The 24,146-nt window shown below is 71.9% G+C and carries 23 protein-coding genes; 10 read left to right on the forward strand and 13 right to left on the reverse strand.

The window, feature by feature from the left end; translation table 11 throughout:
• Window positions 1–5 precede the first annotated feature (5 nt).
• The 5 genes from AB0K15_RS08460 to AB0K15_RS08480 form a co-directional block, all read right to left on the reverse strand.
• The gene (locus tag AB0K15_RS08460; RefSeq protein ID WP_364047207.1) at window positions 6–806 is read right to left on the reverse strand and encodes an alpha/beta hydrolase; all 801 of its coding nucleotides are present in this window, start codon (window positions 804–806) and stop codon (window positions 6–8) included.
• Window positions 807–815: 9 nt separating this feature from the next.
• Window positions 816–1,868, reverse strand: coding sequence for a nitronate monooxygenase (locus AB0K15_RS08465; protein ID WP_364047210.1), 1,053 nt, complete (start codon window positions 1,866–1,868; stop codon window positions 816–818).
• Entirely contained in the window at window positions 1,865–2,584 is a 720-nt protein-coding gene (locus AB0K15_RS08470; RefSeq protein ID WP_364047213.1) for a CoA-transferase, read from the reverse strand. The genes AB0K15_RS08465 and AB0K15_RS08470 overlap by 4 nt, the downstream gene beginning before the upstream one ends.
• Before the next feature lie 70 nt (window positions 2,585–2,654).
• The gene (locus AB0K15_RS08475; protein WP_364047216.1) at window positions 2,655–3,515 is read right to left on the reverse strand and encodes a CoA-transferase; all 861 of its coding nucleotides are present in this window, start codon (window positions 3,513–3,515) and stop codon (window positions 2,655–2,657) included.
• A complete protein-coding gene (locus AB0K15_RS08480) occupies window positions 3,512–4,264 on the reverse strand; it encodes an enoyl-CoA hydratase family protein (protein WP_364047219.1) in 753 nt (250 codons plus the stop codon). The genes AB0K15_RS08475 and AB0K15_RS08480 overlap by 4 nt, the downstream gene beginning before the upstream one ends.
• A gap of 80 nt (window positions 4,265–4,344) precedes the next feature.
• On the opposite strand from AB0K15_RS08480, the gene AB0K15_RS08485 reads away from it, so the two are divergent.
• From AB0K15_RS08485 to AB0K15_RS08500, 4 genes are all read left to right on the forward strand, one after another.
• Window positions 4,345–5,073, forward strand: coding sequence for an SDR family oxidoreductase (locus tag AB0K15_RS08485; protein WP_364047222.1), 729 nt, complete (start codon window positions 4,345–4,347; stop codon window positions 5,071–5,073).
• A 1-nt stretch (window position 5,074) separates the two neighbouring features.
• On the forward strand, window positions 5,075–5,971 hold the full coding sequence (locus AB0K15_RS08490; protein WP_364047225.1) for an SDR family oxidoreductase: 897 nt from the start codon (window positions 5,075–5,077) through the stop codon (window positions 5,969–5,971).
• Window positions 5,972–6,008: 37 nt separating this feature from the next.
• Window positions 6,009–6,479: a pyridoxamine 5'-phosphate oxidase family protein gene (locus tag AB0K15_RS08495; RefSeq protein ID WP_364047228.1), complete on the forward strand. Its 471-nt coding sequence runs from the start codon at window positions 6,009–6,011 to the stop codon at window positions 6,477–6,479.
• A 1,010-nt stretch (window positions 6,480–7,489) separates the two neighbouring features.
• A complete protein-coding gene (locus AB0K15_RS08500) occupies window positions 7,490–8,104 on the forward strand; it encodes a hypothetical protein (RefSeq protein WP_364047231.1) in 615 nt (204 codons plus the stop codon).
• A 6-nt stretch (window positions 8,105–8,110) separates the two neighbouring features.
• Here the strand turns inward: AB0K15_RS08500 and AB0K15_RS08505 are convergent, their stop codons facing one another.
• The gene (locus tag AB0K15_RS08505; protein WP_364047234.1) at window positions 8,111–8,473 is read right to left on the reverse strand and encodes a VOC family protein; all 363 of its coding nucleotides are present in this window, start codon (window positions 8,471–8,473) and stop codon (window positions 8,111–8,113) included.
• 31 nt (window positions 8,474–8,504) lie between these two features.
• Window positions 8,505–10,079 (reverse strand): acetyl-CoA C-acyltransferase, encoded by a 1,575-nt coding sequence (locus AB0K15_RS08510; protein ID WP_364047963.1) that lies wholly within the window; start codon window positions 10,077–10,079, stop codon window positions 8,505–8,507.
• A 218-nt stretch (window positions 10,080–10,297) separates the two neighbouring features.
• Here AB0K15_RS08510 and AB0K15_RS08515 point away from each other — a divergent pair, with 218 nt between their 5' ends.
• From AB0K15_RS08515 to AB0K15_RS08525, 3 genes are read left to right on the forward strand one after another with little or no spacing between them, the layout of a single operon-like run.
• Complete coding sequence (locus tag AB0K15_RS08515; RefSeq protein WP_364047237.1) at window positions 10,298–11,524, forward strand: cytochrome P450; 1,227 nt, start codon at window positions 10,298–10,300, stop codon at window positions 11,522–11,524.
• Between the two features lie 37 nt (window positions 11,525–11,561).
• Window positions 11,562–12,338, forward strand: a complete 777-nt coding sequence (locus tag AB0K15_RS08520; protein WP_364047240.1) for a transglutaminase family protein — start codon at window positions 11,562–11,564, stop codon at window positions 12,336–12,338.
• A 44-nt stretch (window positions 12,339–12,382) separates the two neighbouring features.
• Entirely contained in the window at window positions 12,383–13,405 is a 1,023-nt protein-coding gene (locus AB0K15_RS08525; protein ID WP_364047243.1) for a YhjD/YihY/BrkB family envelope integrity protein, read from the forward strand.
• A 5-nt stretch (window positions 13,406–13,410) separates the two neighbouring features.
• Here AB0K15_RS08525 and AB0K15_RS08530 read toward each other — a convergent pair whose 3' ends face one another.
• From AB0K15_RS08530 to AB0K15_RS08540, 3 genes are read right to left on the reverse strand one after another with little or no spacing between them, the layout of a single operon-like run.
• Window positions 13,411–14,577 carry a thiolase domain-containing protein gene (locus AB0K15_RS08530; protein WP_364047246.1) on the reverse strand — a complete coding sequence of 389 codons (1,167 nt, stop codon included), beginning with the start codon at window positions 14,575–14,577 and terminating at the stop codon, window positions 13,411–13,413.
• On the reverse strand, window positions 14,574–15,626 hold the full coding sequence (locus AB0K15_RS08535; RefSeq protein ID WP_364047249.1) for a thiolase domain-containing protein: 1,053 nt from the start codon (window positions 15,624–15,626) through the stop codon (window positions 14,574–14,576). Before AB0K15_RS08535 ends, AB0K15_RS08530 begins: the two co-directional genes overlap by 4 nt.
• Window positions 15,627–15,635: 9 nt before the next feature.
• Window positions 15,636–16,613, reverse strand: a complete 978-nt coding sequence (locus AB0K15_RS08540; protein ID WP_364047252.1) for an OB-fold domain-containing protein — start codon at window positions 16,611–16,613, stop codon at window positions 15,636–15,638.
• A gap of 80 nt (window positions 16,614–16,693) precedes the next feature.
• Between AB0K15_RS08540 and AB0K15_RS08545 the strand changes: the two genes are divergently transcribed.
• Entirely contained in the window at window positions 16,694–18,217 is a 1,524-nt protein-coding gene (locus AB0K15_RS08545) for an acyl-CoA synthetase (protein WP_364047255.1), read from the forward strand.
• 38 nt (window positions 18,218–18,255) lie between these two features.
• Here AB0K15_RS08545 and AB0K15_RS08550 read toward each other — a convergent pair whose 3' ends face one another.
• Window positions 18,256–19,044: a crotonase/enoyl-CoA hydratase family protein gene (locus AB0K15_RS08550; protein ID WP_364047258.1), complete on the reverse strand. Its 789-nt coding sequence runs from the start codon at window positions 19,042–19,044 to the stop codon at window positions 18,256–18,258.
• A 62-nt stretch (window positions 19,045–19,106) separates the two neighbouring features.
• Here AB0K15_RS08550 and AB0K15_RS08555 point away from each other — a divergent pair, with 62 nt between their 5' ends.
• Complete coding sequence (locus tag AB0K15_RS08555) at window positions 19,107–20,699, forward strand: acyl-CoA synthetase (RefSeq protein WP_364047261.1); 1,593 nt, start codon at window positions 19,107–19,109, stop codon at window positions 20,697–20,699.
• 8 nt (window positions 20,700–20,707) lie between these two features.
• Window positions 20,708–21,814 (forward strand): nitronate monooxygenase family protein, encoded by a 1,107-nt coding sequence (locus AB0K15_RS08560; protein WP_364047264.1) that lies wholly within the window; start codon window positions 20,708–20,710, stop codon window positions 21,812–21,814.
• Window positions 21,815–21,884: 70 nt separating this feature from the next.
• Here the strand turns inward: AB0K15_RS08560 and AB0K15_RS08565 are convergent, their stop codons facing one another.
• Complete coding sequence (locus AB0K15_RS08565) at window positions 21,885–22,691, reverse strand: serine protease (RefSeq protein ID WP_364047267.1); 807 nt, start codon at window positions 22,689–22,691, stop codon at window positions 21,885–21,887.
• Window positions 22,692–22,832: 141 nt separating this feature from the next.
• Window positions 22,833–24,056: an amino acid permease gene (locus AB0K15_RS08570; RefSeq protein WP_364047270.1), complete on the reverse strand. Its 1,224-nt coding sequence runs from the start codon at window positions 24,054–24,056 to the stop codon at window positions 22,833–22,835.
• Between the last annotated feature and the right edge of the window lie 90 nt (window positions 24,057–24,146).

A 24,146-nucleotide genomic window follows, 5' to 3' on the forward strand; every position in this document is an offset into this window, starting at 1 on the left:
AACGGTCAGGCCTGCGCCGCCGCGAGCAGCTCGCGCAGCGCCGCGGCGAACTTCGGCGCGTTGCGTTGCGGCGCCAGGTGCGCGCCGGGGACCTCGACGAACGGCAGCCCCAGCTCCAGCGCCAGGATCTTCGCCGGCTGGTAGTGGTAGCGGCCGCGGCTGGCTTCGCCGGCGACGGGCACGATCTCGGTGCTCGCGCGGCGCAGGGCGCGCAGGTCCGGCAGGTAGTCGAAGAACTCGGCGAGCTCGCGGTCGAACAGGCGCAGCCAGTCGGCCTCGTTCGGCAGGCGCAGGTTGGGCAGATCGGGCAGCGCCGCGCCCGCGATGCCGTCGGCGAAGCGCGTGACGGCGCCCATCAGGTCACCCGAACGGGCCAGCCGGATCTGGTCGTTCGCGGCCTCGAGCCAGCCCGTGGCGTCGGGCATCAGCTGCACCGCGGGCGGTTCGTGCGCGACGAGCACCGACACCCGATCGGGGTGGCGCGCCACGAGGTCGAGGCCGATCTGCGCGCCGGCGCTGGTGCCGAACACGGGGATCGGGCCGGCGCCGACGTGGTCGAGCACGGCGAGCGCGTCGTCCGCCTGCAGCGAGACCGGCACCGGACCCGTGGTGGTGTCGGTGCTGGCGAAGTGGCCGCGCCGGTCGTAGGTGACCACGGTGTGGTCCGCCTGCAGTTGCTTGACGAGCGCGCGCAGCGAGTCCGCGCCGCCGGTGCCCCCGGGGATGAGCAGCAGCATCGGGCCCTCGCCACCGGTGCGGACGGCGAGCTCGCCCTCCGCGACCGGGCAGCGGCTTTCCGAGATCATGCCTTGAAGTCAAGCACAACGGCCGTCGCCGAGGCGGCGCAGGATCGCCTCGGCGTCGGCCACGATCCCGTCGATCAGGTCCGCCACCGGCGGCAGGTCGCGCAGCAGCCCGACGACCTGCCCGGACGCCAGCACACCGGCGGCCGGATCGCCGTCGACGAGGCCCGCGCGCAGCAGCATCGGTGTGTTGGCGGCCATCAGGACCTGCGCCCGCGTTCGCCCGCTTGTCCGCAGCCGCAGGCCCTCTCGCACGAGCGCGGCCCACGAACGCCCGCTGAGCCGGCGGAACCGGGCGGCGTTCCCCGCTGCGCGCGCGAACCCGGTGAGCGCGCCGGACTTCTCCAGCGCGTCGACGAGTCCGGTGCGCAGGACGCGGTGCGGGAGGCCGTCGACCTTGCGCGTCACGACGGTGCCGGTGAGGTCGTGGTCGAGGTAGAGCCGCTTCACGGCGTCGGGCACGGTGCTTTCGCGTGTGAGCAGGAAGCGGGTGCCCATGGCGATCCCGGCCGCGCCGTACGCGAGCGCGGCCGCCAGGCCCCGGCCGTCGAAGAAGCCGCCCGCGGCGACCACGGGGATGTCGACGGCGTCGAGCACGGCGGGCAGCAGCAGGGTCGTGGCGACGCCGCCGGTGTGCCCGCCGCCTTCGCCGCCCTGCACGACCACGGCGTCGGCACCCCAGGCCGCGACCTTCTCCGCGTGGCGGGCCGCGCCGACCGACGGCAGGACGACCACGCCGTGGTCCTTGAGCTTGGTGATCAGTTCCCGTCGCGGGGCCAGCGCGAACGACGCGACTTTCACGCCTTCGGCGATCAGCAGGTCGACGCGCCGGGCCGCGTCCTCGGCGTCGGCGCGGAGGTTGACACCGAAGGGGTTTTCAGTGCGGGAGCGGGTTTTCTTGATCGCGGCGGCCAGCTCGTCGTAGGTCATGGTGGCCGAGGCGAGGATGCCGAGACCGCCGGCTTCGGCGGTCGCGGAGACGAGCCGAGGGCCGGCTACCCAGCCCATGCCGGTCTGGACGACCGGGTGGCGGACGCCGATGAGGTCCGTCAGCGCCGTCCTCACGAGGGGACTTCCTTGTCGCGCAGGGACTTCGGGTCCAGGACTTCCCTGAGCAGCCGCAGCTCGTCGTCGCCGGGTGCGCGGGTCCGTGCGGTGCCGGAGGTGTCGAGCGGGAACGACGTCGCCGCGGTGACCTCCTCGACGGAAACGCCGGGGTGCACCCAAAGCAGCCGGGGTGAGTGGCCGGCGCCGCCGAAATCGAGCACGCCCAAGTTGGTCACCACGCGGTACACGTCGTGGTACGGCAGGGACCCTGCCCGTGCATAGCCGACGCCCGACACCACGTCGACGCGGTCGACGAACACCCGCCGGCTGTGGCGCGGCACCCAGTAGCTCGTGCGGTGGTTCACCGTGTTGCCGGGCCCGCCGCGTACGCCGAGAAGCTGCTTCGCGGGCTTCGCGTGCGGGCCGATGGCGGAGATGTTCTGGTTGCCCTCGCGGTCGAGCTGGTTCGCGCCCATCACGACGTGCCGTTTTCCGTGCGGCACCACGGTGTCGAGCACCTTGCGGAACGGCTGCCAGCCCTCGACGACGCCGTCGGCCGTGACGAGGGAGGCCTCGCCGTCGGTGAGCAGCAGATCGGGCTCGAACGTGAGCCGTGCGAGTTTCGCGCCCAGACTCGGGACGAAACCCATGGGGCTGACCAGGATCTCGCCGTCGCCGCGGAACAGCTCCGCGCACGCGATCACGGCGTATTCGGCGCGCGTCACCTCGCTCATGCCGCCTCCTGTGTCTTGCGGGACACCCGCACCCGGTCGGCGGCACGAGCGGGCCGGCGCGATCGTGAGCTCATGCCGCCTCCTCGGCGAACCGGGCGACTTCGCGTTGGTACTGAGCCTCGTCGCCGGAGAGGAATCGGTCGGCGAACCTCGGCCACCGGTCCGGGTCCTTGGCCGAGGTCACGTAGTGGCGCTGGAAGTTCTCGTCGCGGCCGTAGTCGGGCGCGGCGCTGGTGAAGTGCGCGCCGTGCGGGGTTTCGACGACGCCGTGCACGCTTGCGCGGTTGAGCAGCAGGCTCTGCAGGGGCGCGGCGGACAGTTCGGAGGTGGGGACGACCCGTTCTGCGGAGACGTAGCAGCGGTCGGCGGCGAGGGCGAACAGCTCGTCGAAGTACGGGTCAGGCCCGAGGTACTGGGCGTTGCCGCGGGCGTCGGCGCGGTTGAGGTGGACGAGGGCCGCGTCGAGGTCGAGCGCGGGGACGGCCAGGAGCTCCTCGCCGTCGGCGTAAGGGGAGCGCACCGTGCGCAGGTGGGGGTTCAGCGGCATGACGTCGGAGCCGAGGCCGGCACGGGTGGGGAGGAACGGAAGCCGGTGCGCCGCGGCGGAAAGGCCGGTGCCGAGCACACCCTCGTCGTACTCCGTCACCTCGAACGCGCCGGCTTCGCGGGCGCGGGTGAACCACGGGTCGTACGGGATGGAGTCGAGCGTGACGAACCCGAAGACCAGCCGGCGGATCTTGCCCGCGGCGGCGAGGAGGCCGACGTCCGGGCCGCCGTAGGAGACGACGGTGAGGTCCTTCAGCGGCGAGCGCAGGATCGCGCGCACGAAGGCCATCGGCTTGCGCCGCGAGCCCCAGCCGCCGAGTCCGACGGTCATGCCGTCACGCAGCTCGGCGACCACCTCGTCGGCTGTCATCCGCTTGTCGCTCAAGGCTTTCCCCCTCCGTCGAGGAACTGCTGCCGGGCGGCGCCGGACACGCCCGCGAGGTTGAGCTGGAAGGTGAAGCCCTGCTCGAAGCGGTAGCTGCGGTGCACGGGCTGCACGTCGATGCCGTTGATGGCCTGTTTGGCGGCGCGGATCACGCGGGTGTCCTTCGCGGCGATTCTCCGGGCGAGGGCCAGGGCTGTCGCGTCGAGCTCTTCGCGGGGTACGACCGCGTACACGGAACCGTGGTGGTGAAGCTGCTTCGCGGAGATCGTTTCGGCTGTGTAGTACAGCGCGCGCATGAGGTGCTGCGGGACGAGCCGCGCGAGGTGCGTGGCGGCGCCGAGCGCGCCTCGGTCGACCTCGGGCAGGCCGAACTCGGCGCCTTCACTGGCCACGACGACGTCGGCGTTGCCGACCAGCCCCACCCCGCCGCCGAGGCAGAACCCTTGCACGGCCGCGATCACCGGCACCGCGCAGTCGTACACGGCGGAGAAGGCGGCGGCGCAGCCTTCGTTGGCGCCGATGAGCGCGGCGTGGCCGGGGTCGCGCTGGATCTCCTTGATGTCGACGCCGGCATTGAAGCCGCGGCCCTCGGCGCGCAGTACCACGACGTGGGTTCCGGGGTCGCGACCCGCGTTCGTGACGGCTTCGGCGAGGGCGAACCAGCCGTCCGCGGCCAGCGCGTTGACCGGCGGGGCGGCCACCGTCACCACTGCGACGCCGGGCTCCGGGGAGTGCGTGGTCACGGTCATGGTCACCTCTGACGGGTTACAAACCTAGCACTTGCTTGGTACGTTAGCACGGCAACGGCGACGCGGCGGGAGGTCGTTGAGTGGCACTGGATCTTCGGCTCGACGGCGCCGTCGTGCTGGTCACCGGCGGGACGCGCGGGGTCGGCGCGGGCATCGCCGCGGTGTTCCGCGACGCGGGCGCGCGGGTCGTCGTGTGCGCGCGAAGTGGTGCCGGCGCGGATTTCGTGCGGTGCGACGTGCGGGAGCCGGCGGAGGTTTCACGGCTGGTTTCTCTCGTGGTGACGGTGTACGGCCGGCTGGACGTGCTGGTGAACAACGCCGGGGGAGCGCCGTTCGCGGACACGGCCACGGCGTCGGCGCGGTTCCACGAGAAGGTGGTCGCGGTGAACCTGCTGGCGCCACTGGGGGTGGCGCAGGCGGCGAACGCCGTGATGCAGCAGCAGGAAAGTGGCGGGGTGATCGTGAACGTGAGCAGCGTCAGTGCGACCCGGCCTTCGCCCCGGACGGCGGCGTACGGGGCGGCCAAGGCGGGGCTCGACAACCTGACGGCGACGTTGGCGGTGGAGTGGGCGCCGAAGGTGCGGGTGAACGCGCTCGACGTGGGGATGGTCGGGACCTCGCCGTCGCGCTATGACCCGTCGGTTGCCGCGACGGTGCCGTTGGGGCGATTGGCGACGCCGGCGGAAGTGGGGGCGTGTGCGGTGTTCTTGGCTTCTCCGTTGGCTTCGTACGTGAGTGGTGCGCGGCTGGCGGTGCACGGCGGTGGTGAGGCACCGGCGTACCTGCGGGCCGGTTCGGAAGGGGTGTGACGTGGGGCTGGTCGACGGTCGGGTCGTGGTGGTCACCGGCGCGGGGCGCGGGATCGGGCGGGCGCACGCGCTGGCGTTCGCGGCCGAGGGCGCGCGGGTGGTGGTGAACGACGTCGGGACTGCACTCGACGGCAGCGGCGGTGCGGTGGGTCCGGCGGAGGTGGTCGCCGACGAGATTCGTTCGGCGGGTGGGGAAGCGGTGGCGAACACCGACGACGTCGCCGACTGGTCCGGTGCCGCGCGGTTGGTGTCGGCGGCGGTGGATTCCTTCGGCGGGCTCGATGTGCTCGTCGCCAACGCCGGGTTCCTGCGGGACCGGATGCTGGTGAACCTGTCGGAAGAGGAGTGGGACGCCGTCGTGCGGGTGCATCTGAAGGGGCACTTCGCGCCGTTGCGGCACGCGGCGGCGTACTGGCGTGCGGAGGCTAAGGCGGGACTGGCACGGGAGGCGCGGGTGGTGCTGACGAGCTCGGGTGCGGGGCTGCTGGGGAGTGTCGGGCAGGGCAATTATTCGGCGGCCAAGGCCGGGATCCTGGGGCTGGCCTCGGTGGCCGCGGCCGAGCTGGCGCGCTACGGCGTGGTGGTCAACGCGATCGCGCCGGCCGCGCGGACGCGCATGACGGAGGGGACGTTCGACCTGGCGGCGCCGGCGTCGGGGTTCGACGCGATGGCGCCGGAGAACGTGTCGCCGCTGGTGGTGTGGCTGGGTTCCGTCGAGTCGGCCGGCGTCACCGGGCGGGTGTTCGAAGTGGACGGTGGCCGCGTGTCCCTCGCGGACGGCTGGCGCCACGGCCCGGCGTGCGACAAGGGTGCCCGGTGGGAACCGGCCGAGCTGGGCCCGGTGGTGGCTTCGTTGCTGGCTTCCGCGCCTTCACCTGAACCGGTGTACGGCGCATGAGCCGGTTTTGTCGGTGGCGCGTGCTTGACTCGTCCGCATGACCACCTGGCAGACCTTCGCGGCGGCCGCCCCCTCGCTGGCCGAGCGCATCCACGAACGCTTCCTCAGCGGCGAGTCCCACGTCCTGGCCACCCTGCGCCGCGACGGCTCACCCCGCGTGAGCGGCTCCGAAGTCTCCTTTCGCGACGACGGCTCCCTGTACATCGGCTCGATGCTCGACGCCCGCAAAGCCCGCGACCTCCAACACGACGGCCGCTTCGCCCTCCACGCCTACCCGGGCATCGAAGAAAACGGCCCGGGCGACGCCAAACTCGCCGGCGTGGCCCGGGAAATCACCGACTCCCGCGCCGGCTCCGACAGCCACCTCTTCGAACTGGACATCCACGAAGCGGTCTACACGTGGGTCGCGGACAACACGCTGTTCGTGGAGTCTTGGCATGAGGGGGGTGCTTGGGTGCGCTTTGCTCGTCCGGACAACGGGCCGGTGGAGCGCACGGTGCTGGGTTGAGGGGTGCGGGGTTGCATTCGGGCCGGCGCTGCGGCGGGTTGGGCCGGGTTGCGTTCGGGTCTGCCGGAGAACGGCTGATGGCGTTCGCGGCACTGGGCTGAGTGTCGTTGGTTGTGGGTGGCCTGGCGTTGCTGCGGGTCAGGCGGTGCCGGGGTGCGTTCGGGTCTGCGGGGCGACGGCTGGTGGTGTGTGCGGTGCTGGGTTGAGTGACGTCTGGCTGTGCGGGGGCTGGCGCTGCTGCGCGTCTGGCAGGGGTGGGTTCGGGTCTGCCGGGTGACGGCTGGTGGTGTGCGCGGTGCGGTTGAGTGATGCGAGGTTGTGCGGGGGCTGGTGTTGCTGCGCGTATGGCAGGGGTGGGTTCGGGTCGGTCGGGTGACGGCTGGTGGTGTGCGCGGTGCTCGGCTGAGTGGTGCGAGGTTGTGTGAGGGTTCGCGTTGCGGCGGGTCGGGCCGGGGTGAGTTAGGTCTGCCGGACAAGGGTCCGGTGGAGTGCGCGGTTTTCGGCTGAGTGGCGTCGTTGTGTGAGGCCGGCGCTGCTTCGGGTCGGGGGTGCTTTCGGTCTGCCGGACCGCGGGCCGGTGGAGCACATGGTGCTGGGTTGAGGGGCGCGGGGTTGTGTGAGGACTGGCACCGCTGCGGGTCGAGCGGTGCCGGGGCGCGTTCGGGTCTGCCGGACAACGGTCCGGTGGAGTGCGCGGTTTTCGGTTGAGTGCCATGCGTTGTGTGAGGGCCGGCGCTGCCGCGAGTGCGGCCGGGCGGTGTCTGGGTGCGTTCCGGTTCCCTGGGCGTGGTTTGGGTGAGGCCGAGCGGCCCTCCGTGGTCAGGGGTGCCGGTGAGCTCGGGCGGGTTTGCGCTGTGGGGTCGAGTGAGTGTTGCGCCGGGCCCGATCGGGTCCCGGCTGCGTGCGCCGAGCGTCTGCCGGCGGCTTCGGCGGAACCGCCGGTTTCGGCCTGCCCGGCCGGTGGATCACGTGTGCGGTGCCGGCGCTGGGCCGGGTGGTTGAATGCGGGCATGCGTCTGGTGGAGGACCTGGTCGACGAGCCCGGCACCCTGCTGATCATCGGGCCGTCGAAGGCCAAGGTCGCCGGTGGCAGTGCGGCCCCGGCGGGGCGTGCGGACTGGCCCGAGGACCTGCTCCGGGGGCGCGAGGAACTCCTGCCCCGCTCGGCGGTCGACGACCGGACGCGGCTGCCGGCGTGGCAGCGCTACAGCGGTCACTTCTACCGGCACGTCGGCGACGCGTTGCCCGACGCCGCGGCGTCCGGGCGGCTGCTCATCCTCAGCGGTGGCTACGGCGTCGCGAGGGCGGACGAGCCGATCGCGTTCTACGACCGGAAACTCCGCTTGCGCGACTGGCCGCCCGGGACGCTCGAGGCCGCGATCCAGTACGAGGTGCAGCGCATCGGTGCCCGGCGGGTCCTCGGGTTCGTGTCCGCGAGCGCGGACTACGCGAAGCTGCTGCGCCGCGTGCCGTGGGGCGTGGATGCCACGTTGGTGACCGTCGACTTCCACGGAGGTGGCGCGCAGGCCGAGGTTCCGAAGCGGCTCGCCCACGCGTTCGCCGCGGTGTGGCGGCGGGAGCCGGGGCGGATGCCGCCCGGGGTCGTCGCCGTGCCGCTGTCGTGAGCCGGCTCAGGGCCGGGCCCACAGGCAGAACGGGTGCCCGGCCGGATCGAGGTACACGCGGACGTGCTTCTGCGGCTGGAACGTCGCGAGCCGTGCCCCGGCCGCGACGGCTTTCGCGCCGGCCTGTGCCAGATCGTCGACTTCGATGTCCAGGTGCAGCATCATCTGCTGGTATCCGGGCTCCTGCGGCCACTTCGGCGGCACCAGCTCACGTTCCAGCTGGAACGACAGCCCGGGCCCACCCTCGGGCGGCCGCAGCGTGACCCAGTCCGGCTCGTCCGCGCCGAAGGGCCACCCCAGCAACGCCTGGTAGAACTTCGCCAGCGCCCGCGGGTCGGGCGCACCGAGCACGGTCGCCGTCAGTTTCATCGCTTCAGCGTAAGCCGATCCGCGCCGGGTTTCAGAGGCGTTCGATGACCGTCGCCGTCGACAGGGCACCGCCCGCGCACATGGTGACGAGCGCGGTCGCGGTGTCGCGGCGTTCGAGTTCGTGCAGCGCCGTGGTGAGGAGCCGGGCGCCGGTGCTGCCGACGGGGTGGCCGAGGGCGATGGCGCCGCCGTTGACGTTCACGCGGCCGGGGTCGGGGGAGTGGACGCCTTGCCAGGAGAGGACGACGGAGGCGAACGCTTCGTTGACTTCGAACAGGTCCGGATCGTCGATGGTCATGCCGGCCTGGGCCAGAACGCGGTCGGTGGCCTGAATGGGCCCGTCGAGGTGGTAGTACGGTTCGGCGCCGACCAGTGCCTGGGCCCGGATCCGCGCGCGGGGGCGCAGGCCGAGGGAACGGGCCAGCGTGGCGTCCATGAGCAGGAGCGCGGCGGCGCCGTCGGAGATCTGCGAGGACGTGCCGGCGGTGTGGAGGCCGCCGGGCAGCACGGGTTTCAACGCGGCGAGACCGTCCACAGTGGTCTCTCGAAGGCCCTGGTCCCGGGTGACCGAACGGGGTTCCCCGGTGACCGGGTCGGGGGCTTTCACCGGGACGATCTCACGGTCGAACCGACTGGCCGCCCACGCGGCCGCCGCTTTGTGCTGCGAAGCAACGCCGAACTCGTCGACGTCCGCGCGCGTGAGGCCCCGCCGCACGGCGATCCGCTCGGCCGCGCGGTACTGGTCCGGCATGTCGATCGACCACGACTCCGGCCGCGTCGATCCAGTGGAGCGGCCGAAACCCGCCGAGCCCGCCGACCCGGCCGCATTCGCGCGGCCACCTGACTCTGCTGGTCCGCCCGACTCTGCTGGTCCGCCTGACCCTGCTGGTCCGCCCGACTCTGCTGGTCCGCCTGACCCTGCTGGTCCGCCCGACTCTGCTGGTCCGCCCGACTCTGCTGGTCCGCCCGACTCTGCTGGTCCGCCCGACTCTGCTGGTCCGCCCAACTCTGCTGGTCCGCCTGACCCTGCTGGTCCACCCGACCCGCGTGACCCGCCCAGCCCGCGTGACGCGGCCGAGCCACCTGATCCCGATCCGCCAGATCCACCCGGGCGGCCCGAGCCCGCCGATCCGCGTGATCCGTCCGGCCCTGCCGACCACTCTGATCCGCGCGATCCTGCCGACCCAGCCGATCCACCCGACGCCCCCACTCCCCGGTTCGCCCCCAACGGCACCCGGCTCATCGACTCCACCCCACACGCCACTCCGACCGAGATCGCGCCCGCCGCGATCAGGCCGGCGATCAGGTGGGTGGCCTGCTGGGCCGAGCCGCACTGGGCATCGATGGTGGTGGCGCCGGTGGCCGGGGGCAGGCCGGCGTGGAGCCAGGCCGTGCGGGTGATGTTGCCGGCCTGCTCGCCGGCCTGGGTGACGGCGCCGCCGATGACCTGTTCGACCAGGGCGGGGTCGATGCCGCTGCGGTCGATCAGTGCGAGGTGCGCCGCGCCCAGCAGCTCGGCGGCGTGCAGGCCCGAGAGCCAGCCGCCGCGTTTGCCGATCGGCGTGCGCACCGCTGCCACGATCACGGGAGAGCTAACACTGTTCACCCACCCAAAATTAGAACACGTTCCTATTAATAGCAAGAACTCCCAGCTGTCGGCCAATCTCGATCTTCACCAACTGAGCGTTCGTTCACCTGGGCAGAATCGGTAAAGTAAACAGGTATCACCAAACAGGGTTCCGTAAGTTAACACCGTATGCTCCAATGAACCATAGAACGTGTTGCAGTGCGCGAATCACCGCCGTTCCCGTGCTGGAGGCAGCCGTGGCCGCTCCGCTTTTGCCCGCCGGTTTCGACTTCACGGACCCGGACCTCTACGCGAACCGCCTGCCGCTGGAGGAGTTCGCCGAGCTCCGGCGCACGGCGCCCGTGTGGTGGAACCCGCAGCGCCGCAACACCGCCGGCTTCGGCGACGACGGCTACTGGGTCGTCACGCGCCACGCCGACGTCAAGGAGGTCTCGCGCGACAGCCAGCTGTACTCGTCGTGGGAGAAGACCGCCATCATCCGCTTCGACGACCGGATGACGCCGGAGAACCTCGACGCCAACCGCCTCGTGCTGCTCAACATGGACGCCCCGCAGCACACGAAGCTGCGCCGCATCGTCGCGAAGGGCTTCACGCCGAAGTCCATCGCCAGGCTCGAGGACACGCTGCGCGAACGCGCCGAGCGCATCGTCGCCGAGGCGCGCACCAAGGGCGAAGGCGATTTCGTCACCGACGTCGCGTGCGAGCTGCCCCTGCAGGCCATCGCCGAGCTCATCGGCGTGCCGCAGGAGGACCGCATGAAGATCTTCGACTGGTCCAACCAGATGGTGGCCTACGACGACCCCGAGTACGAGCTCGAACCCCTCACCGCGTCCGCCGAGCTCGTCGGCTACGCCTGGAACATGGCCGAGGAGCGCCGCCGCTGCCCGGTCGACGACATCGTCACCAAGCTCGTGCAGGCCGACGTCGACGGCGAAGCGCTCGGCTCCGACGAGTTCGGCTTCTTCGTGATCCTGCTGGCCGTCGCGGGCAACGAGACCACGCGCAACGCCATCACCCACGGCATGAAGGCCTTCCTCGACCACCCCGACCAGTGGGCGCGCTACCGCGAGGAGAAGCCCAAGACCGCGCCCGACGAGATCGTCCGCTGGGCCACGCCCGTGGTCGCGTTCCAGCGCACCGCCACGCGCGACACCGAGCTCGGCGGAGCGCACATCCGCCGCGGCGACCGCGTCGGCATGTTCTACAGCTCCGCCAACTTCGACCCCGACGTGTTCGACGAGCCCGAGCGGTTCGACGTCTTCCGCGAGGACAACCCCCACGTGGGCTTCGGTGGCACCGGCTCGCACTACTGCCTCGGCGCCAACCTCGCCCGCCTCGAGATCGACCTCATCTTCTCCGCGATCGCCGACGTCATGCCGGGCATCGCCGAGGTCGCGCCCCCGCAGCGCCTGCGCTCCAGCTGGCTCAACGGCATCAAGCACTACCAGGTCCGGTACGCGTGACCAGACCCGATCCGCCCGAAACCGGCATGATGGCCTGGTGGCGCAACGCGTGACGGTCGATGTCGAGTTCGGCGTCCGGGTGACGAAGCCCGGGCTCGCCGCGATCTCGGTCGCTGCCGTCCACGCCGATGCCGACGAGCTCTCCGTCTCCGCCGCCGGCGCGCCCCGCATCGCCGAGCTCGACCACGGCACGCGTGCCGAGGTGTACGACCTCCCCGCCGGCGAGCACCGCGTGACCTACCACGGCGAACGCACGCTCTGCCGCGCCACCGCCGAGCCCGTCACGCTCGCCGACCTCGCGCGCTACACCCGCCCGAGCCGGTTCTGCCCGTCCGACCGCATGGCCGCCCTGAAACCCGGCCACGGCGACGACCGCGCCCGCGTCCGCGCCATCACCGACCACGTCCACGACCGGCTGACCTACGTGCCCGCCACCCCCGAAGGCCAGGACGCCGCCACCACGCTCAAAGCCGGCGAAGGCGCCTGCCGCGACTTCGCCCACGCCTGCATCGCCCTCTGCCGGGCCGCGGGCATCCCCGCGCGCTTCACCACCGTCTACGCCCCAGGCCTGAAACCGATGGACTTCCACGCCGTGTTCGAGGCCGGCGTCGGCGGGCGCTGGCTCGTGTTCGACGCGACCCGCCTCGCCCCGCGCTCCGTGATGCTCCGCATCGCCACCGGTCGCGACGCCGCCGACACCGGATTCCTCACCCCGCTCGGCTGCGAGCTCGACTTCCTCGGCGCCACGGTCTTCGCGACCACTGATGCCGCACCACCGCCCGACGATCACGACAAACCCGTCGTCCTGGGGTGAACGGCGGGTCCGGTGCGACAAACCCGGCTCAGGCTGGGTAGACAGTGACCGTGAACCCTCAACTGCCCGGGCCGAGCCGGTGGGCCCGCGCGCGTGCCCGGTACCGCTGGCTCGACCACCTCGCGCTGGCCACCAACCGGTACCTCGAGTACGGGGGCTACCACTACGTCGCCTCGATCACGTACTTCAGCCTGCTTTCGCTGGTGCCGATCCTGATGCTGGCGTCGTCGGCCGCGGGGTTCGTGCTGGCCACGCAGCCGCACCTGCTCGACCAGATGCTGCACGCCATCTCCGGCACGCTGCCCGGCTCGCTCGGGGAGAAGGCGTCGGACCTGCTGACCGGGTTCGTGGAGCAGCGCACCGGCGTCGGGGTCGCGGGTCTCGTCGTCGGGCTGTACTCCGGGTGGAACTGGATGAATTCCCTGCGCGACGCGCTCACCGCGATGTACGGCCAGAACCACTCCGAAGGACCGCTGCTGCGCACGATCCTGATGGACGTGCTCGCGCTGCTGGGGCTCGCGGCCGCGCTCCTGGTGTCGTTCGGCATCACCGTGTCGGGCACGGCCGCGGGCGGCTACCTGCTGAAACTCGTGGGCGTCGACGACACCAGCTGGGGCCACTCGGTGCTCTCGGCGACGTCGGTGCCGCTCGCGCTGCTGGCCGACTGGCTGGTGTTCCTGTGGGTGCTCACGCGGCTGCCGCGCGAACGCGTCGGCTGGCGCAGCGCGATGCGGGGCGCGGTCGCGGCGGCGCTGGGCTTCGAGCTGCTCAAGCAGGCGGGTGGCATCTACCTGAACTTGATCAGCGCGTCGCCCTCCGGCGTCGCGTTCGGGTCGGTGATCGGTCTGCTGTTCTTCATCTCCCTGATCGCGCGCATGCTCGTGTACATCACGGCCTGGACGGCGACGGCTCGAGACGCGCCGCGGAAACCGATCCCGCCGCCGTCGCCCACGCAGCTGCGGCCCGTCATCGCGCCACGCCGGCACACCGCGGGTCCTCTCGCGCTCGGCGCGGTGCTCGGGGCGCTGGGCACGCTGTTCGCACTGCGCGGCCGCCGGCGGTCGTGAACCGGTCATGAGCCGGGCTTGGCCGAGCCCACCACCCACATGCTGAAGTACTGCGAGCCGCCGCCGTACGCGTGTCCGAGCGCGACGCGCGCGCCGTCGACCTGGTAGTCACCCGCGCGGCCCATCACCTGCTTGGCCGCCTCGGAGAACCGCAGCATCCCCGACGCGCCGATCGGGTTTGACGACAGCACCCCGCCCGACGGGTTCACCGGCAGCCGGCCGCCCAGCGCCGTGTCGCCCGCCTCGGTCACGTTCCAGCCCTGGCCTTCCGGCACGAACCCCAGGTTCTCCAGCCACATCGGCTCGAACCACGAGAACGGCACGTAGATCTCGGCGACGTCCACTTCGGACAGCGGGTCGGTGATCCCGGCCTCGTGCCACAACGCTTTCGCCGCATCGCGGCCGGCCTGAGGGTTCACCTGGTCGCGGCCGGCGAACGTCGTGGGCTCCGTGCGCATCGCCGTCGCGTGGATCCACGCGGCTCCGCCCGGGACGGCGTCGCCCGCGGCCTCGTCGCCGAGCACCATGGCGCAGGCGCCGTCGGAGGAGGGGCAGGTCTCGTCGTAGCGGATCGGGTCCCACAGCATCTGCGACGCCTGCACGGACTCGACGGTGATGTCGGCCTGGCGCAGGTGCGCGTACGGGTTGAGCGCCCCGTTGCGCCGGTCCTTCGCGGCGACGATCGCCCCGACGTGCGCGGGCGCGCCGGACCGGCGGATGTAGGAGCGCACGTGCGGCGCGAAGTACCCGCCCGCGCCGGCACCCACCGGCATCTGGAACGGCGGCAGGATCGAGAGCCCCCACATCGCGTTGGACTCCGACTGCTTCTCGAACGCCACCGTCAGCACGCGCCGGTGCACGCCGGCCTGGATCAGCGACGCGGCGACCAGCGCCGTCGAGCCGCCGACCGAACCCGCGGTGTGCACGCGCAGCAACGGTTTCCCGGTCGCGCCCAGCGCGTCGGCCAGGAACAGCTCGGGCATCATCACGCCCTCGAACAGGTCGGGTGCCTTGCCCAGCACCACGGCCTCGATGTCGGCCCAGCCGACCTGCGCGTCGGCCATCGCGCGGTCGATGGCCTCGCGCAGCAGGCCGGGCATGGACACGTCGGTGCGCTTCGCGCGGTGGTGCGTCTGGCCGGTGCCGAGCACCGCGGCGAGCTGCTTGGTCATCGCGCCTCCAGCACGGCGAGTAGGTTCTGTTGCAGGGCCGGGCCGCTCGTCGCGTGGGCGAGGGCCTTGCTCGCCTCGCCGCGGTGGATGCGCGCGGCCGCCTCGCCGATGCGGGCGAGGCCGGCGGAGAACATCGGGTTGCCGGTGAGCGCGCCGCCCGACGGGGTGATCCGCACGCCGTCGCGGAGCCCGAGCGCGGTGCGCACGATGAGCTCCTGGTGCGTGAACGGCGTGTGCAGCTCGGCCAGCTCGACCCCGTCGAGATCGAGGTTCCGCGCCGCGGCCTCGGTCGACGGCGATCGCGTCAGATCGCGGGCGCCCAGCACGGGGGAGTCGATGCGGTGCTCGACGCCGGCGAGGACGGCGGGCCGGTCGACGAGGTCCTTCGCCCGCTCGGCGCTCGCCAGCACGAGCACGGCCGCGCCGTCGGTGACGGGCGAGATGTCGTGTGCCCGCAGGGGATCCGCGACGTACGGGGTGTCGAGCAGGGCGGCGACGTCGACCTCGCCGGAGAGCTGCGCGGCGGGGTTGCCGGCGGCGTCGGCGCGGCTGCGGGCGGCGACCTCGGCGAGGTCCTTTTCGGACCACAGCCCCGCGTCGAGGCCCAGGCGGGCCTGCAGGCCGGCGAGGGCGAGCGAATCGGGCCACAGGGGAGCGAGCACGTACGGGTCGAGCTGCAGCGCGAGCACGCGGCGCAGCTGTCCGGCGCTGGCCTTGCCGAAACCGTAGACGAGCGCGGTGTCGACCTCGCCCGTGCGGATCTGGAGCCAGGCCTCGTACAACGCCCACGCGGCGTCCATCTCCACGTGCGACTCGTGGATCGGGGGGAAGGCGCCGAGGGCGTCGACGGCCGCGATGAAGGAGAACGCGCGCCCGGCCAGGTAGTCCGACGAGCCGGAGCACCAGAACCCGATGTCCTGTTTGGACAGTCCGGTGGCGGCGAACACCTCGGCCAGGATCGGCACGAGCATCTCGACGCCGTTGGTGGTGCCGGCGGTCTCGCGGACGTTCGGCGCCTGCGCGAACCCGGCGACGGCGACTTCGGGCATGCGTCCCCCTCACAGGTGGTGGGCGAAGGATTCGTACGGCGCGTCGGGCTCGCCGGTCGGTTCGAAGTGGCTGATGTTCTCCAGCGACGTCCACCACTCCTCGCGCGGGCGCCAGGCCCCGCGCACCCGCATGCCCATCCGCACGTCCTCGGCGGCGCAGCCGAGCACGAGGTGCAGGAAGGCGATGTCGGCGCCGTCGAGCAGCACGTACGCCGCGACGTACGGCGGTTTGATGCGCTGGCCGAGGAAGGGGACGTTGACGATGCAGAACGTGGTGACGATGCCGGTGTCGGGCAGCTCGACCTCGTCGGTGGTCGGCACGCCGTCGGTGGGGCACGCGCCGCGCGGCGGAATGTAGACCTTCGCGCACGCGGGGCAGCGCTGGCCGATCAGCCGGCCTTCGGCGAGCGCGCGCAGGTAGCGCCTTTCCTCGGGGGACGCGGAGTGGCGGTAGTACAGGTGGACCGGGGTGATGATCACCTCGACGGGGGTGCCGTCTTCGCGTTTCGCCACCGGGGGTGGGGGTTCGGTGGGTGGTGTTTCGGCTGCTTCGGCGGGGAGGAAGTACGCGATGTCGCGGATGTGGCCGACGGTTTCGGTCGCCCAGCGGACTTTGACCCGCTGTCCGGTGTGGACTCCTGCGGGATCGCCGGCGTCGAGAGCGTGCAGCACGGTCGTGTCGGCGCCGTCGAGCTTGACCAGGACCCACGCGAAGGGACGCGACAACGGCTGGCCCTCCAGTGGGTTCGCGCACCACGACCAGGAGACGACGGTGCCCTCGGCACCCACCGGCACGAACTCGGTGAGCGCTTCGGCGGTCACGGGGTCGTACTCGGGCGGGGGCACGTGGACGCGGCCGTCGCTGCCCCGGATGCCTTCGATCCGGCGCTCGCGCAAGGCGTTCACGAACCGGCCGAGCACGGGTCCGGTCGAGCGGGTGTAGTCGAATCCGACGTCGAGCGGCGCCGAGAGCGGGGTGTCCGTCACATTCCTGAGTGAAACACGTTCTCGAATTGGAGGCAAGATGGCTGTTGTGCGCGTGTGGAACGCGTTCTAGATTTGAACTCATGGACCTGGGACTGTGGACGATCGCCGCGGCCGAGCCCGACCGCGTGGCACTGGTGGACCCCGACGGCCGCGAGGTCGGCTACGGCGAGCTGGCGGCGAAAGCCAACCGCTACGCGCTGGGCCTGCGCGAGCTCGGGCTCGAGGTCGGCGACGCGATCGTGCTGCTGCAGCCCAACGGCCACGAGCTGCTCGCCGCGTACTTCGCCGCGATCCAGTCGGGGCTGTACGTGGTGGTGGTCAACTGGCACCTCGTTGCGCCGGAGGTCGCGTACATCCTGACGGACAGCGGGGCCAAGGCTTTCCTGGCGCACGAACGGTTCGCGGACGTCGCAGTGGCCGCCGCGGACGAGGCCGGGATCCCGGCCCGGTTCGCCGTGGGCGACGTGCCCGGCTTCCGGCGGATGGAGGAGCTGGGCGCGGGCCTGGGCGACGGGCGGCCGTCCGGCCGGACGGCGGGATCGCCGATGCTCTACACATCGGGCACCACGGGCCGGCCCAAGGGCGTGCGGCGGCCGCTGACGGGCGCCGACCCGGACGAGGTGCCGGCGGCGTCCACGTGGTTCTTCGGGATCTTCGGCCTGGCGCCCTTCGACGGGCACGTGCACCTGTGTGGTTCGCCGCTCTACCACACGGCCGTGCTGAACTTCGTCGCGATTTCCGTGCAGCTGGGCCACACCGCGGTGCTCATGGACCGCTGGGACGCGGCCGGCATGCTGCGCCTGATCGAGCGGCACCGCGTGACGCACAGCCACATGGTGCCCACGCAGTTCCGCCGCCTCCTCGCGCTGCCGCCCGAAGTGCGGTCGGGCTTCGACCTTTCCTCGCTGCGCGTGATGATCCACGGCGCCGCGCCGTGCCCGCCCGAGGTCAAGCGCCGGATGCTGGACTGGTGGGGCCCGGTCGTCACGGAGTACTACGCCGCCACGGAAGGCGGCGGCACCGTCATCACGGGCGAGGAATGGCTGCGCAAGCCGGGTTCCGTCGGCCTGCCCTGGCCGGGCTCGACCGTGCGCGTCCTGGACTCCGCCGGTGCCGAGGTCCCTCCCGGCGAGGTCGGCACGGTGTACCTGAAGATGGGCGACTCGTCCTTCGAATACCACGGCGACCGCGCGAAAACCGAACGCTCCCGCGTCGGCAAGCTGTTCACCCTGGGGGACATCGGCCACCTCGACGCCGACGGCTACCTGTACCTCCACGACCGCGCCGCCGATCTCATCATCTCGGGCGGCGTGAACATCTACCCGGCCGAAATCGAGGGCGAGCTCGTGATGCACCCGAAAATCGCGGACGTCGCGGTGTTCGGCATCCCCCACGAGGACTGGGGCGAGGAGATCAAGGCGGTGGTCCAGCCGGCCCCCGGCGTTTCCCCTTCCCCCGACCTGACCTCCGAGCTGCTCGCCTTCGCGGCGACGCGGCTGGCGCGGTTCAAGCTGCCGCGGTCGGTGGATTATCTGGAGGAGCTGCCGCGGGATCCGAACGGGAAGCTGTACAAGCGGAGGTTGCGGGAGCGGTACGTGTCCTGAGCGGTGCGGCCGGGACCCGGCCGCGCCGGACGTCCGGCTCAGCAACCCTCGAACCGCGGCTTCCTCTTCTCCGCGAACGCCCTCGGCCCCTCGTTCGCATCGGCCGACGCGAAGACCTCCATGCCGTACTTCGCGTCCAGCTTGAACGCCTCGTTCTCCGGCAGGCCTTCGGTGTCGCGCACGGTGCGGAGGATGGCGCGGACCGCGACGGGGCCGTTGGCGTTGATGAGTGACGCCAGCTCCAGCGCGCGGGTCAGGGCGGTGCCGTCCGGGACGACGTGGCCGATGAGGCCGCAGGCGAGGGCCTCGGCGGCCGACAGGTGGCGGCCGGTGAGGAGCAGGTCGGCGGCGAGTGTGTAGGGGATCTGCCGGGGGAGGCGCACGGCGGAGCCGCCCAGGGGGAACAGGCCCCAGCGGGCCTCGGAGACGCCGAAGCGGGCGGATGCGCCGGCGACGCGGATGTCGGTCGCCTGGAGGATTTCGGTGCCGCCGGCGATGGCGGGGCCCTCGACGGCCGCGATCAACGGTTTCGACAGGCGGCGGCCCTTCAGGAGGCCGTCGATGCGGCTCGGGTCGAAGGTGCCCGAGCCGAACGCGTCGGACGGGGCGTTGCGGGACATCGACTTCAGGTCGGCGCCCGCGCAGAAGGCGCCGCCGGCGCCGGTGAGCACGCAGGAGCGCACCTCGGGATCGGCGTCCACGCGGTCCCACGCCGAGGTCATGATCGCGAGCATCTCGCCCGTGAGCGCGTTGCGGGCCTCGGGGCGGTTCATCGTCACCACGAGGGTCTGGCCTTCCAGCGACACGAGGGCGTGGGGTGCAGACAAAGAAACCTCCCGGGCGAGGCGGGGCATTGCCCAGAACAATAACATGTTCTACTTTGAGTGGCGTGGCACTCAACATCGCGGATCTACTCGAGCACGCCGTCGACGCCGTGCCGGAGCGTGTCGCGGTCGTGTGCGGCGCGAGGCAGGTGACGTTCGCCGAGCTGGAGGCCCGCGCGAACCGCCTGGCGCACCACCTCGCCGCCCACGGCGTGGGACCCGGGTCCCACATCGGTGTCTATTCCCGCAACTCCATCGAGGCCCTGGAGTCGATGTTCGCCGCGTACAAGCTGCGCGCCGTCGCCGTGAACGTGAACTACCGCTACGTGCCCGGCGAGCTGAAGTACCTGTTCGGCAACGCCGATCTGGTCGCCCTCGTGCATGAGCGCCGTTTCGCCGGCAAGGTGGCGGAAGTCCTGCCCGAGACGCCGAAACTGAAACACGTTGTCGTCGTCGAAGACGGGTCGGACGCGGCCTACGAAGGCGTCGCCTACGAGGAAGCGCTCGCGCAGCACGACCCCTGCCGCGACTTTCCCGAACGCAGCGCCGACGACCTCTACATCCTCTACACCGGCGGCACCACCGGCTACCCGAAAGGCGTGCTCTGGCGCCACGAGGACATCTGGCGCGCGCTCGGCGGCGGCATCAACTTCGTCACCGGCGAGTACGTGCCCGACGAGTGGACGCTCGCCGAGCAGGGCAAGAGCGGCAGCCTGACCAGGCTGCCCGCCGCGCCGCTCATCCACGGCGCCGCGCAGTGGGCCGCGTTCGGCGCGCTGTTCACCGGCAGCCCGGTGGTCTTCGTGCCGCAGTTCGACGCGCACGACGTGTGGAAAGCCGTGCAGGAGCACGAGGTCCAGGTGCTGACCATCGTCGGCGACGCGATGGCGCGCCCGCTCGTGGAGGCCTACCGCGAGGGTGACTACGACGCGTCGTCGCTCGTCGCCGTGTCCAGTCATGCCGCGCTGTTCTCGCAGTCGGTGAAGCAGGAGCTGCTCGCGCTGCTGCCCGGCGTCGTGCTCACCGACGCGATCGGCTCGTCGGAAAGCGGTTTCACCGGGATCGGCATGGTGGGCAGGGACTCCGACCACAGCGCCGGTCCGCGCGTCCAGTTCGGCAAGGACGCGATCCTGCTCGGCGAGGACGGTTCGGTCGTCGAACGCGAGCCCGGTGCCGTCGGGCTCATCGGCCGCAGCGGCCACGTGCCGCTGGGCTACCACAACGACCCCGAGAAGAGCCGCACGATCTTCGCCGACGTGGACGGCGTGCGCTACGTCGTGCCGGGCGACTACGCCCGCTACGAGGCCGACGGCACCGTCACCCTGCTCGGGCGCGGCTCGCAGTGCGTGAACACCGGCGGCGAAAAGGTGTATCCCGAAGAGGTCGAGGGCGCACTGAAATCCCACCCCGACGTGTTCGACGCGCTCGTGATCGGCGTGCCCGACGAGCGCCTCGGCCAGCGCGTGGCCGCCGTCGTGCAGCCGCGGCCCGGGGTGGCACCCGACCTCGCGGCGATCGAGGCACACGTGCGCACGGAGATCGCCGGCTACAAGGTGCCGCGCACGGTGTGGCTCGCCGACGAGATCGGCCGTTCGCCCAGTGGCAAACCCGACTACCCGTGGGCCCAGCGCTACGCCGCCGAGCACGAACCCGCCTAGGAGCGCGCATGCGGACTTCCCTCTGCGACCGGTTCGGCATCGACCTGCCGATCGTCGGCTTCACGCCGTCGGAGCACGTCGCCGCCGCGATCAGTCGCGCGGGCGGCCTCGGCGTGCTCGGCTGCGTGCGGTTCAACGACGCCGCCGAGCTCGACGCCGTCCTGTCCTGGATGGACGAGAACACCGGTGGAAAGCCTTACGGCGTCGACATCGTGATGCCCGCGAAGATCCCCGCCGAGGGCACCCAGGTCGATCTCACCAAGCTCATCCCCGACGCCCACCGGTCCTTTGTCGACAAAGTGCTGCGGGATCTCGCCGTGCCCCCGCTGCCCGACGACACCGACGAACGCGCCGGCGTGCTCGGCTGGCTGCACTCCGTCGCGCGATCCCATGTGGACGTCGCGCTCAAGCACCGCATCAGCCTCATCGCCAACGCGCTGGGCTCGCCGCCCGAAGACGTGATCGACCGCGCGCACGCCGCCGGTGTGCCCGTGGCGGCGCTCGCGGGCAAGGGCGAGCACGCGGCCCGCCACGTCGCGCGCGGCGTGGATCTCGTGGTGGCACAAGGGTACGAGGCCGGCGGGCACACCGGCGAGATCGCGTCGATGGTGCTGGTGCCGGAGATCGTCGACGCCGTGGGCGCACAGGTCCCGGTGCTCGCGGCCGGCGGCATCGGCTCCGGCCGGCAGGTCGCGGCCGCGCTGGCGCTCGGCGCGACGGGCGTGTGGATGGGCTCGTTCTGGCTCGCCACCGAGGAGTACCGCCGCACCATGCCGGGCTCCGGCGCGATGCAGACGGCGCTGGTCGACGCGACTTCGGCCGACACCGTCCGCACCCGCATCTACACCGGCAAGCCGGCCCGCCTGCTCAAAACGCGCTGGACGGACGCCTGGGCCGCTCCCGGCGCGCCCGAACCGCTGCCGATGCCGTTGCAGAACCTCCTGGTCTCCCACGCCCACAACCGCATCCACGCCGCGAGCGACCCGGCCGCGGTGTCGATGCCGGTGGGCCAGATCGTCGGCCGGATGGACCGCGTCCGCCCGGTGGCCGAGGTGATGGGGGAGCTGGTGAGCGGCTACGAGGAAGCGTTGGTACGGCTGGAAAAGACCCGCTGAACCGGACGGTCTCCGCCGCGGCCGGGAATGGCGTGGCGCACCGGCGCCACGCCATCCCCGGCCGCCGGGGTCAGATCTTCGAAGCCGCCGAAGCGATCGCGCTCGCGAAGCTCGTCACCTCGGTGTACACGCCGGGCGCGTGGGCGCGGGCGCAGCCGGTGCCCCAGCTCGTGATGCCGACCTGGACCCACTCGCCGGCCGTGTCGCGGCGGAACATCGGGCCGCCGGAGTCGCCCTGGCAGGTGTCGACGCCACCCGCGGAGACGTTGCCCGCACAGATTTCCGCATTGGCGATGAGACCGGAGTAGTCGCCGCCCTGGGCCTTGCACGTCGAGTCGCTGACGAACGGCACCTGCGCCTTCAGCAGGTAACGCTGCTGTGCGCCGCCCTCGGTCGCGGCGCCCCAGCCCGCGACGGTGAACGTGCCGGTGTTGAGGGAAGTGCTGGAGGCGAGCGGCAGCGTCGGGATGCCGGAGACGGGGCTCGCGAGCTTGATCAGCGCCCAGTCACCGCCGGTCGTGTCGTACGTGGTGGAGCGGTAGACGTAGCTGGAGCGCACCTTCTTCGCGCTGGAGCTCTGCAGGTCGACCACGCCGAGCGTCGCCGTGATCGACGTGTTCGAGCCGGTGCGCGTGACGCAGTGGGCGGCGGTGAGCACGATCTGCGGCGTGTACAGCGCGCCGCCGCAGCCCATGGAAAGCCTTACCATCCAAGGGAACTCACCTGACGCTGCCCGGCTGCCGCCCACCACCTGGGTGCCGTTCGTCGACGGCGGCGGGCCGGCGACGGCGGGGGTCGCGAGCCCGACCGCGGCGGCCAGCGCCGTGACGCCGACGAGAGCTTTTCCGAGCAGGGTGAACCGTCTCTTGAAGGTCATGGGGGATCCGTCCTTCCGGTGTCCACAGAGGAATGGGGATACGGGGAGTGATGACTCGACTACACCAGACCCCGGACAACCGGACAACCAACTTTCTTCGGATCTTTCGGGCGAGCGGTCCCCTCGGGTCACGGAACCGGTTCAGTGCCGGACGGTCGGCCGCCGCACGAGGTACGCCAGCGCCCCGAGCGCCAGCGCCGCGCACCCCGCCACCACCGACGGCCACGGCAGGCTGAACGCCAGCACCGCGCACCCCGCCAGCCCCGCAACCGCGACGATCCGCGGCGCTGGGTTCTCCTCCGCCCGCAGCCGCAACGCCGCTGCGTTGGCGATCGCGTAGTACGCGAGCACCGCGAACGACGAGAACCCGATGGCCCCCCGGAGATCCACCGTCGTGGCGAGCACGGCCACCACCACGCCCACCGCCAGCTCCGCCCGCTGCGGCACCTCGAACCGCGGGTGCACCGAGGCGAGCGCGCGCGGCAGATAGCCGTCACGGGCCATCGCCAGCGTCGTGCGCGAGACGCCGAGCACCAGCGCCAGCAACGAACCCAGCGACGCCAGCGCCGCACCGGCCCGCACGACCGGCGCGAGCCACGGCGCCGCCGCCTCCGCGATCGGGTCCGCGCTCGCCGCCAGCCGCTGCGGCCCCAGCGTGAGCAGGAGGGCGAGGGCGACCACGGCGTAGACCACCAGTGTCAGCCCGAGGGCGATCGGGATCGCCCTCGGAATGGTCCGCGCGGGGTCGCGCACTTCCTCCCCGAGCGTCGCCAGCCGCGCGTACCCGGCGAACGCGAAGAACAGCAGCCCCGCCGCCGTCAGCACCCCGCCGCCGTCGAACGGCGCGAACGGCTCGGCGACGAACCCGCCGGACGTCGCACTCGCGACCGCCGCCGCCAGCACCACCAGCGTGACCACCACGATCACCCGCGTCGCCAGCGCCGACCGGTGCACCCCGAGGCAGTTGACCCCCGTCACGGCGGCCACGACCCCGACGGCGATCACCGCACGCCACGGCTGCCCCACACCGGGGGCCCCGTACGCCACGACGGTCAGCGTCATCGCCGCGCAGCTCGCCGTCTTGCCGGTGACGAACCCCCAGCCGGCGAGGTACCCCCAGAACTCGCCGAGCCGCGCCCGCCCGTACACGTAGGTGCCGCCCGACTCCGGGTGCCGCGCCGCCAGCCGAGCCGACGACGTCGCGTTGCAGAAGGCGACCACCGCCGCGATCCCCAGCGCGGGCAGCAGCCCGGCCCCGGCGGCGCCGGCCGCGGGCGCGAACGCCGCGAACACCCCCGCGCCGATCATCGACCCGAGTCCGAGGAACACGGCATCGGTCAGCCCCAGCCGGCGGGCGAGCGGCATCGTGGGTTCCTTTCACCGGTGGCGGGCAGCGACAGCCAACCACAGCGGGCGGCCTCAAGGGGCGGCAAATCCCCGCTGTCACACCTCGCG

The sequence above is a fragment of the Amycolatopsis sp. NPDC049253 genome, from assembly GCF_040678995.1.
GTDB lineage: Bacteria > Actinomycetota > Actinomycetes > Mycobacteriales > Pseudonocardiaceae > Amycolatopsis.

Excerpts from the sequence above, each read along its gene's own strand:
- AB0K15_RS08560 (WP_364047264.1), top strand. The coding sequence starts at position 20,708 with ATGCGGACTTCCCTCTGCGACCGGTTCGGCATCGACCTGCCGATCGTC.
- AB0K15_RS08480 (WP_364047219.1), bottom strand. The coding sequence starts at position 4,264 with ATGACCGTGACCACGCACTCCCCGGAGCCCGGCGTCGCAGTGGTGACG.
- AB0K15_RS08570 (WP_364047270.1), bottom strand. The coding sequence starts at position 24,056 with ATGCCGCTCGCCCGCCGGCTGGGGCTGACCGATGCCGTGTTCCTCGGA.
- AB0K15_RS08565 (WP_364047267.1), bottom strand. The coding sequence starts at position 22,691 with ATGACCTTCAAGAGACGGTTCACCCTGCTCGGAAAAGCTCTCGTCGGC.
- AB0K15_RS08470 (WP_364047213.1), bottom strand. The coding sequence starts at position 2,584 with ATGAGCGAGGTGACGCGCGCCGAATACGCCGTGATCGCGTGCGCGGAG.
- AB0K15_RS08500 (WP_364047231.1), top strand. The coding sequence starts at position 7,490 with ATGCGTCTGGTGGAGGACCTGGTCGACGAGCCCGGCACCCTGCTGATC.
- AB0K15_RS08530 (WP_364047246.1), bottom strand. The coding sequence starts at position 14,577 with ATGACCAAGCAGCTCGCCGCGGTGCTCGGCACCGGCCAGACGCACCAC.
- AB0K15_RS08535 (WP_364047249.1), bottom strand. The coding sequence starts at position 15,626 with ATGCCCGAAGTCGCCGTCGCCGGGTTCGCGCAGGCGCCGAACGTCCGC.
- AB0K15_RS08545 (WP_364047255.1), top strand. The coding sequence starts at position 16,694 with ATGGACCTGGGACTGTGGACGATCGCCGCGGCCGAGCCCGACCGCGTG.
- AB0K15_RS08505 (WP_364047234.1), bottom strand. The coding sequence starts at position 8,473 with ATGAAACTGACGGCGACCGTGCTCGGTGCGCCCGACCCGCGGGCGCTG.
- AB0K15_RS08460 (WP_364047207.1), bottom strand. The coding sequence starts at position 806 with ATGATCTCGGAAAGCCGCTGCCCGGTCGCGGAGGGCGAGCTCGCCGTC.
- AB0K15_RS08495 (WP_364047228.1), top strand. The coding sequence starts at position 6,009 with ATGACCACCTGGCAGACCTTCGCGGCGGCCGCCCCCTCGCTGGCCGAG.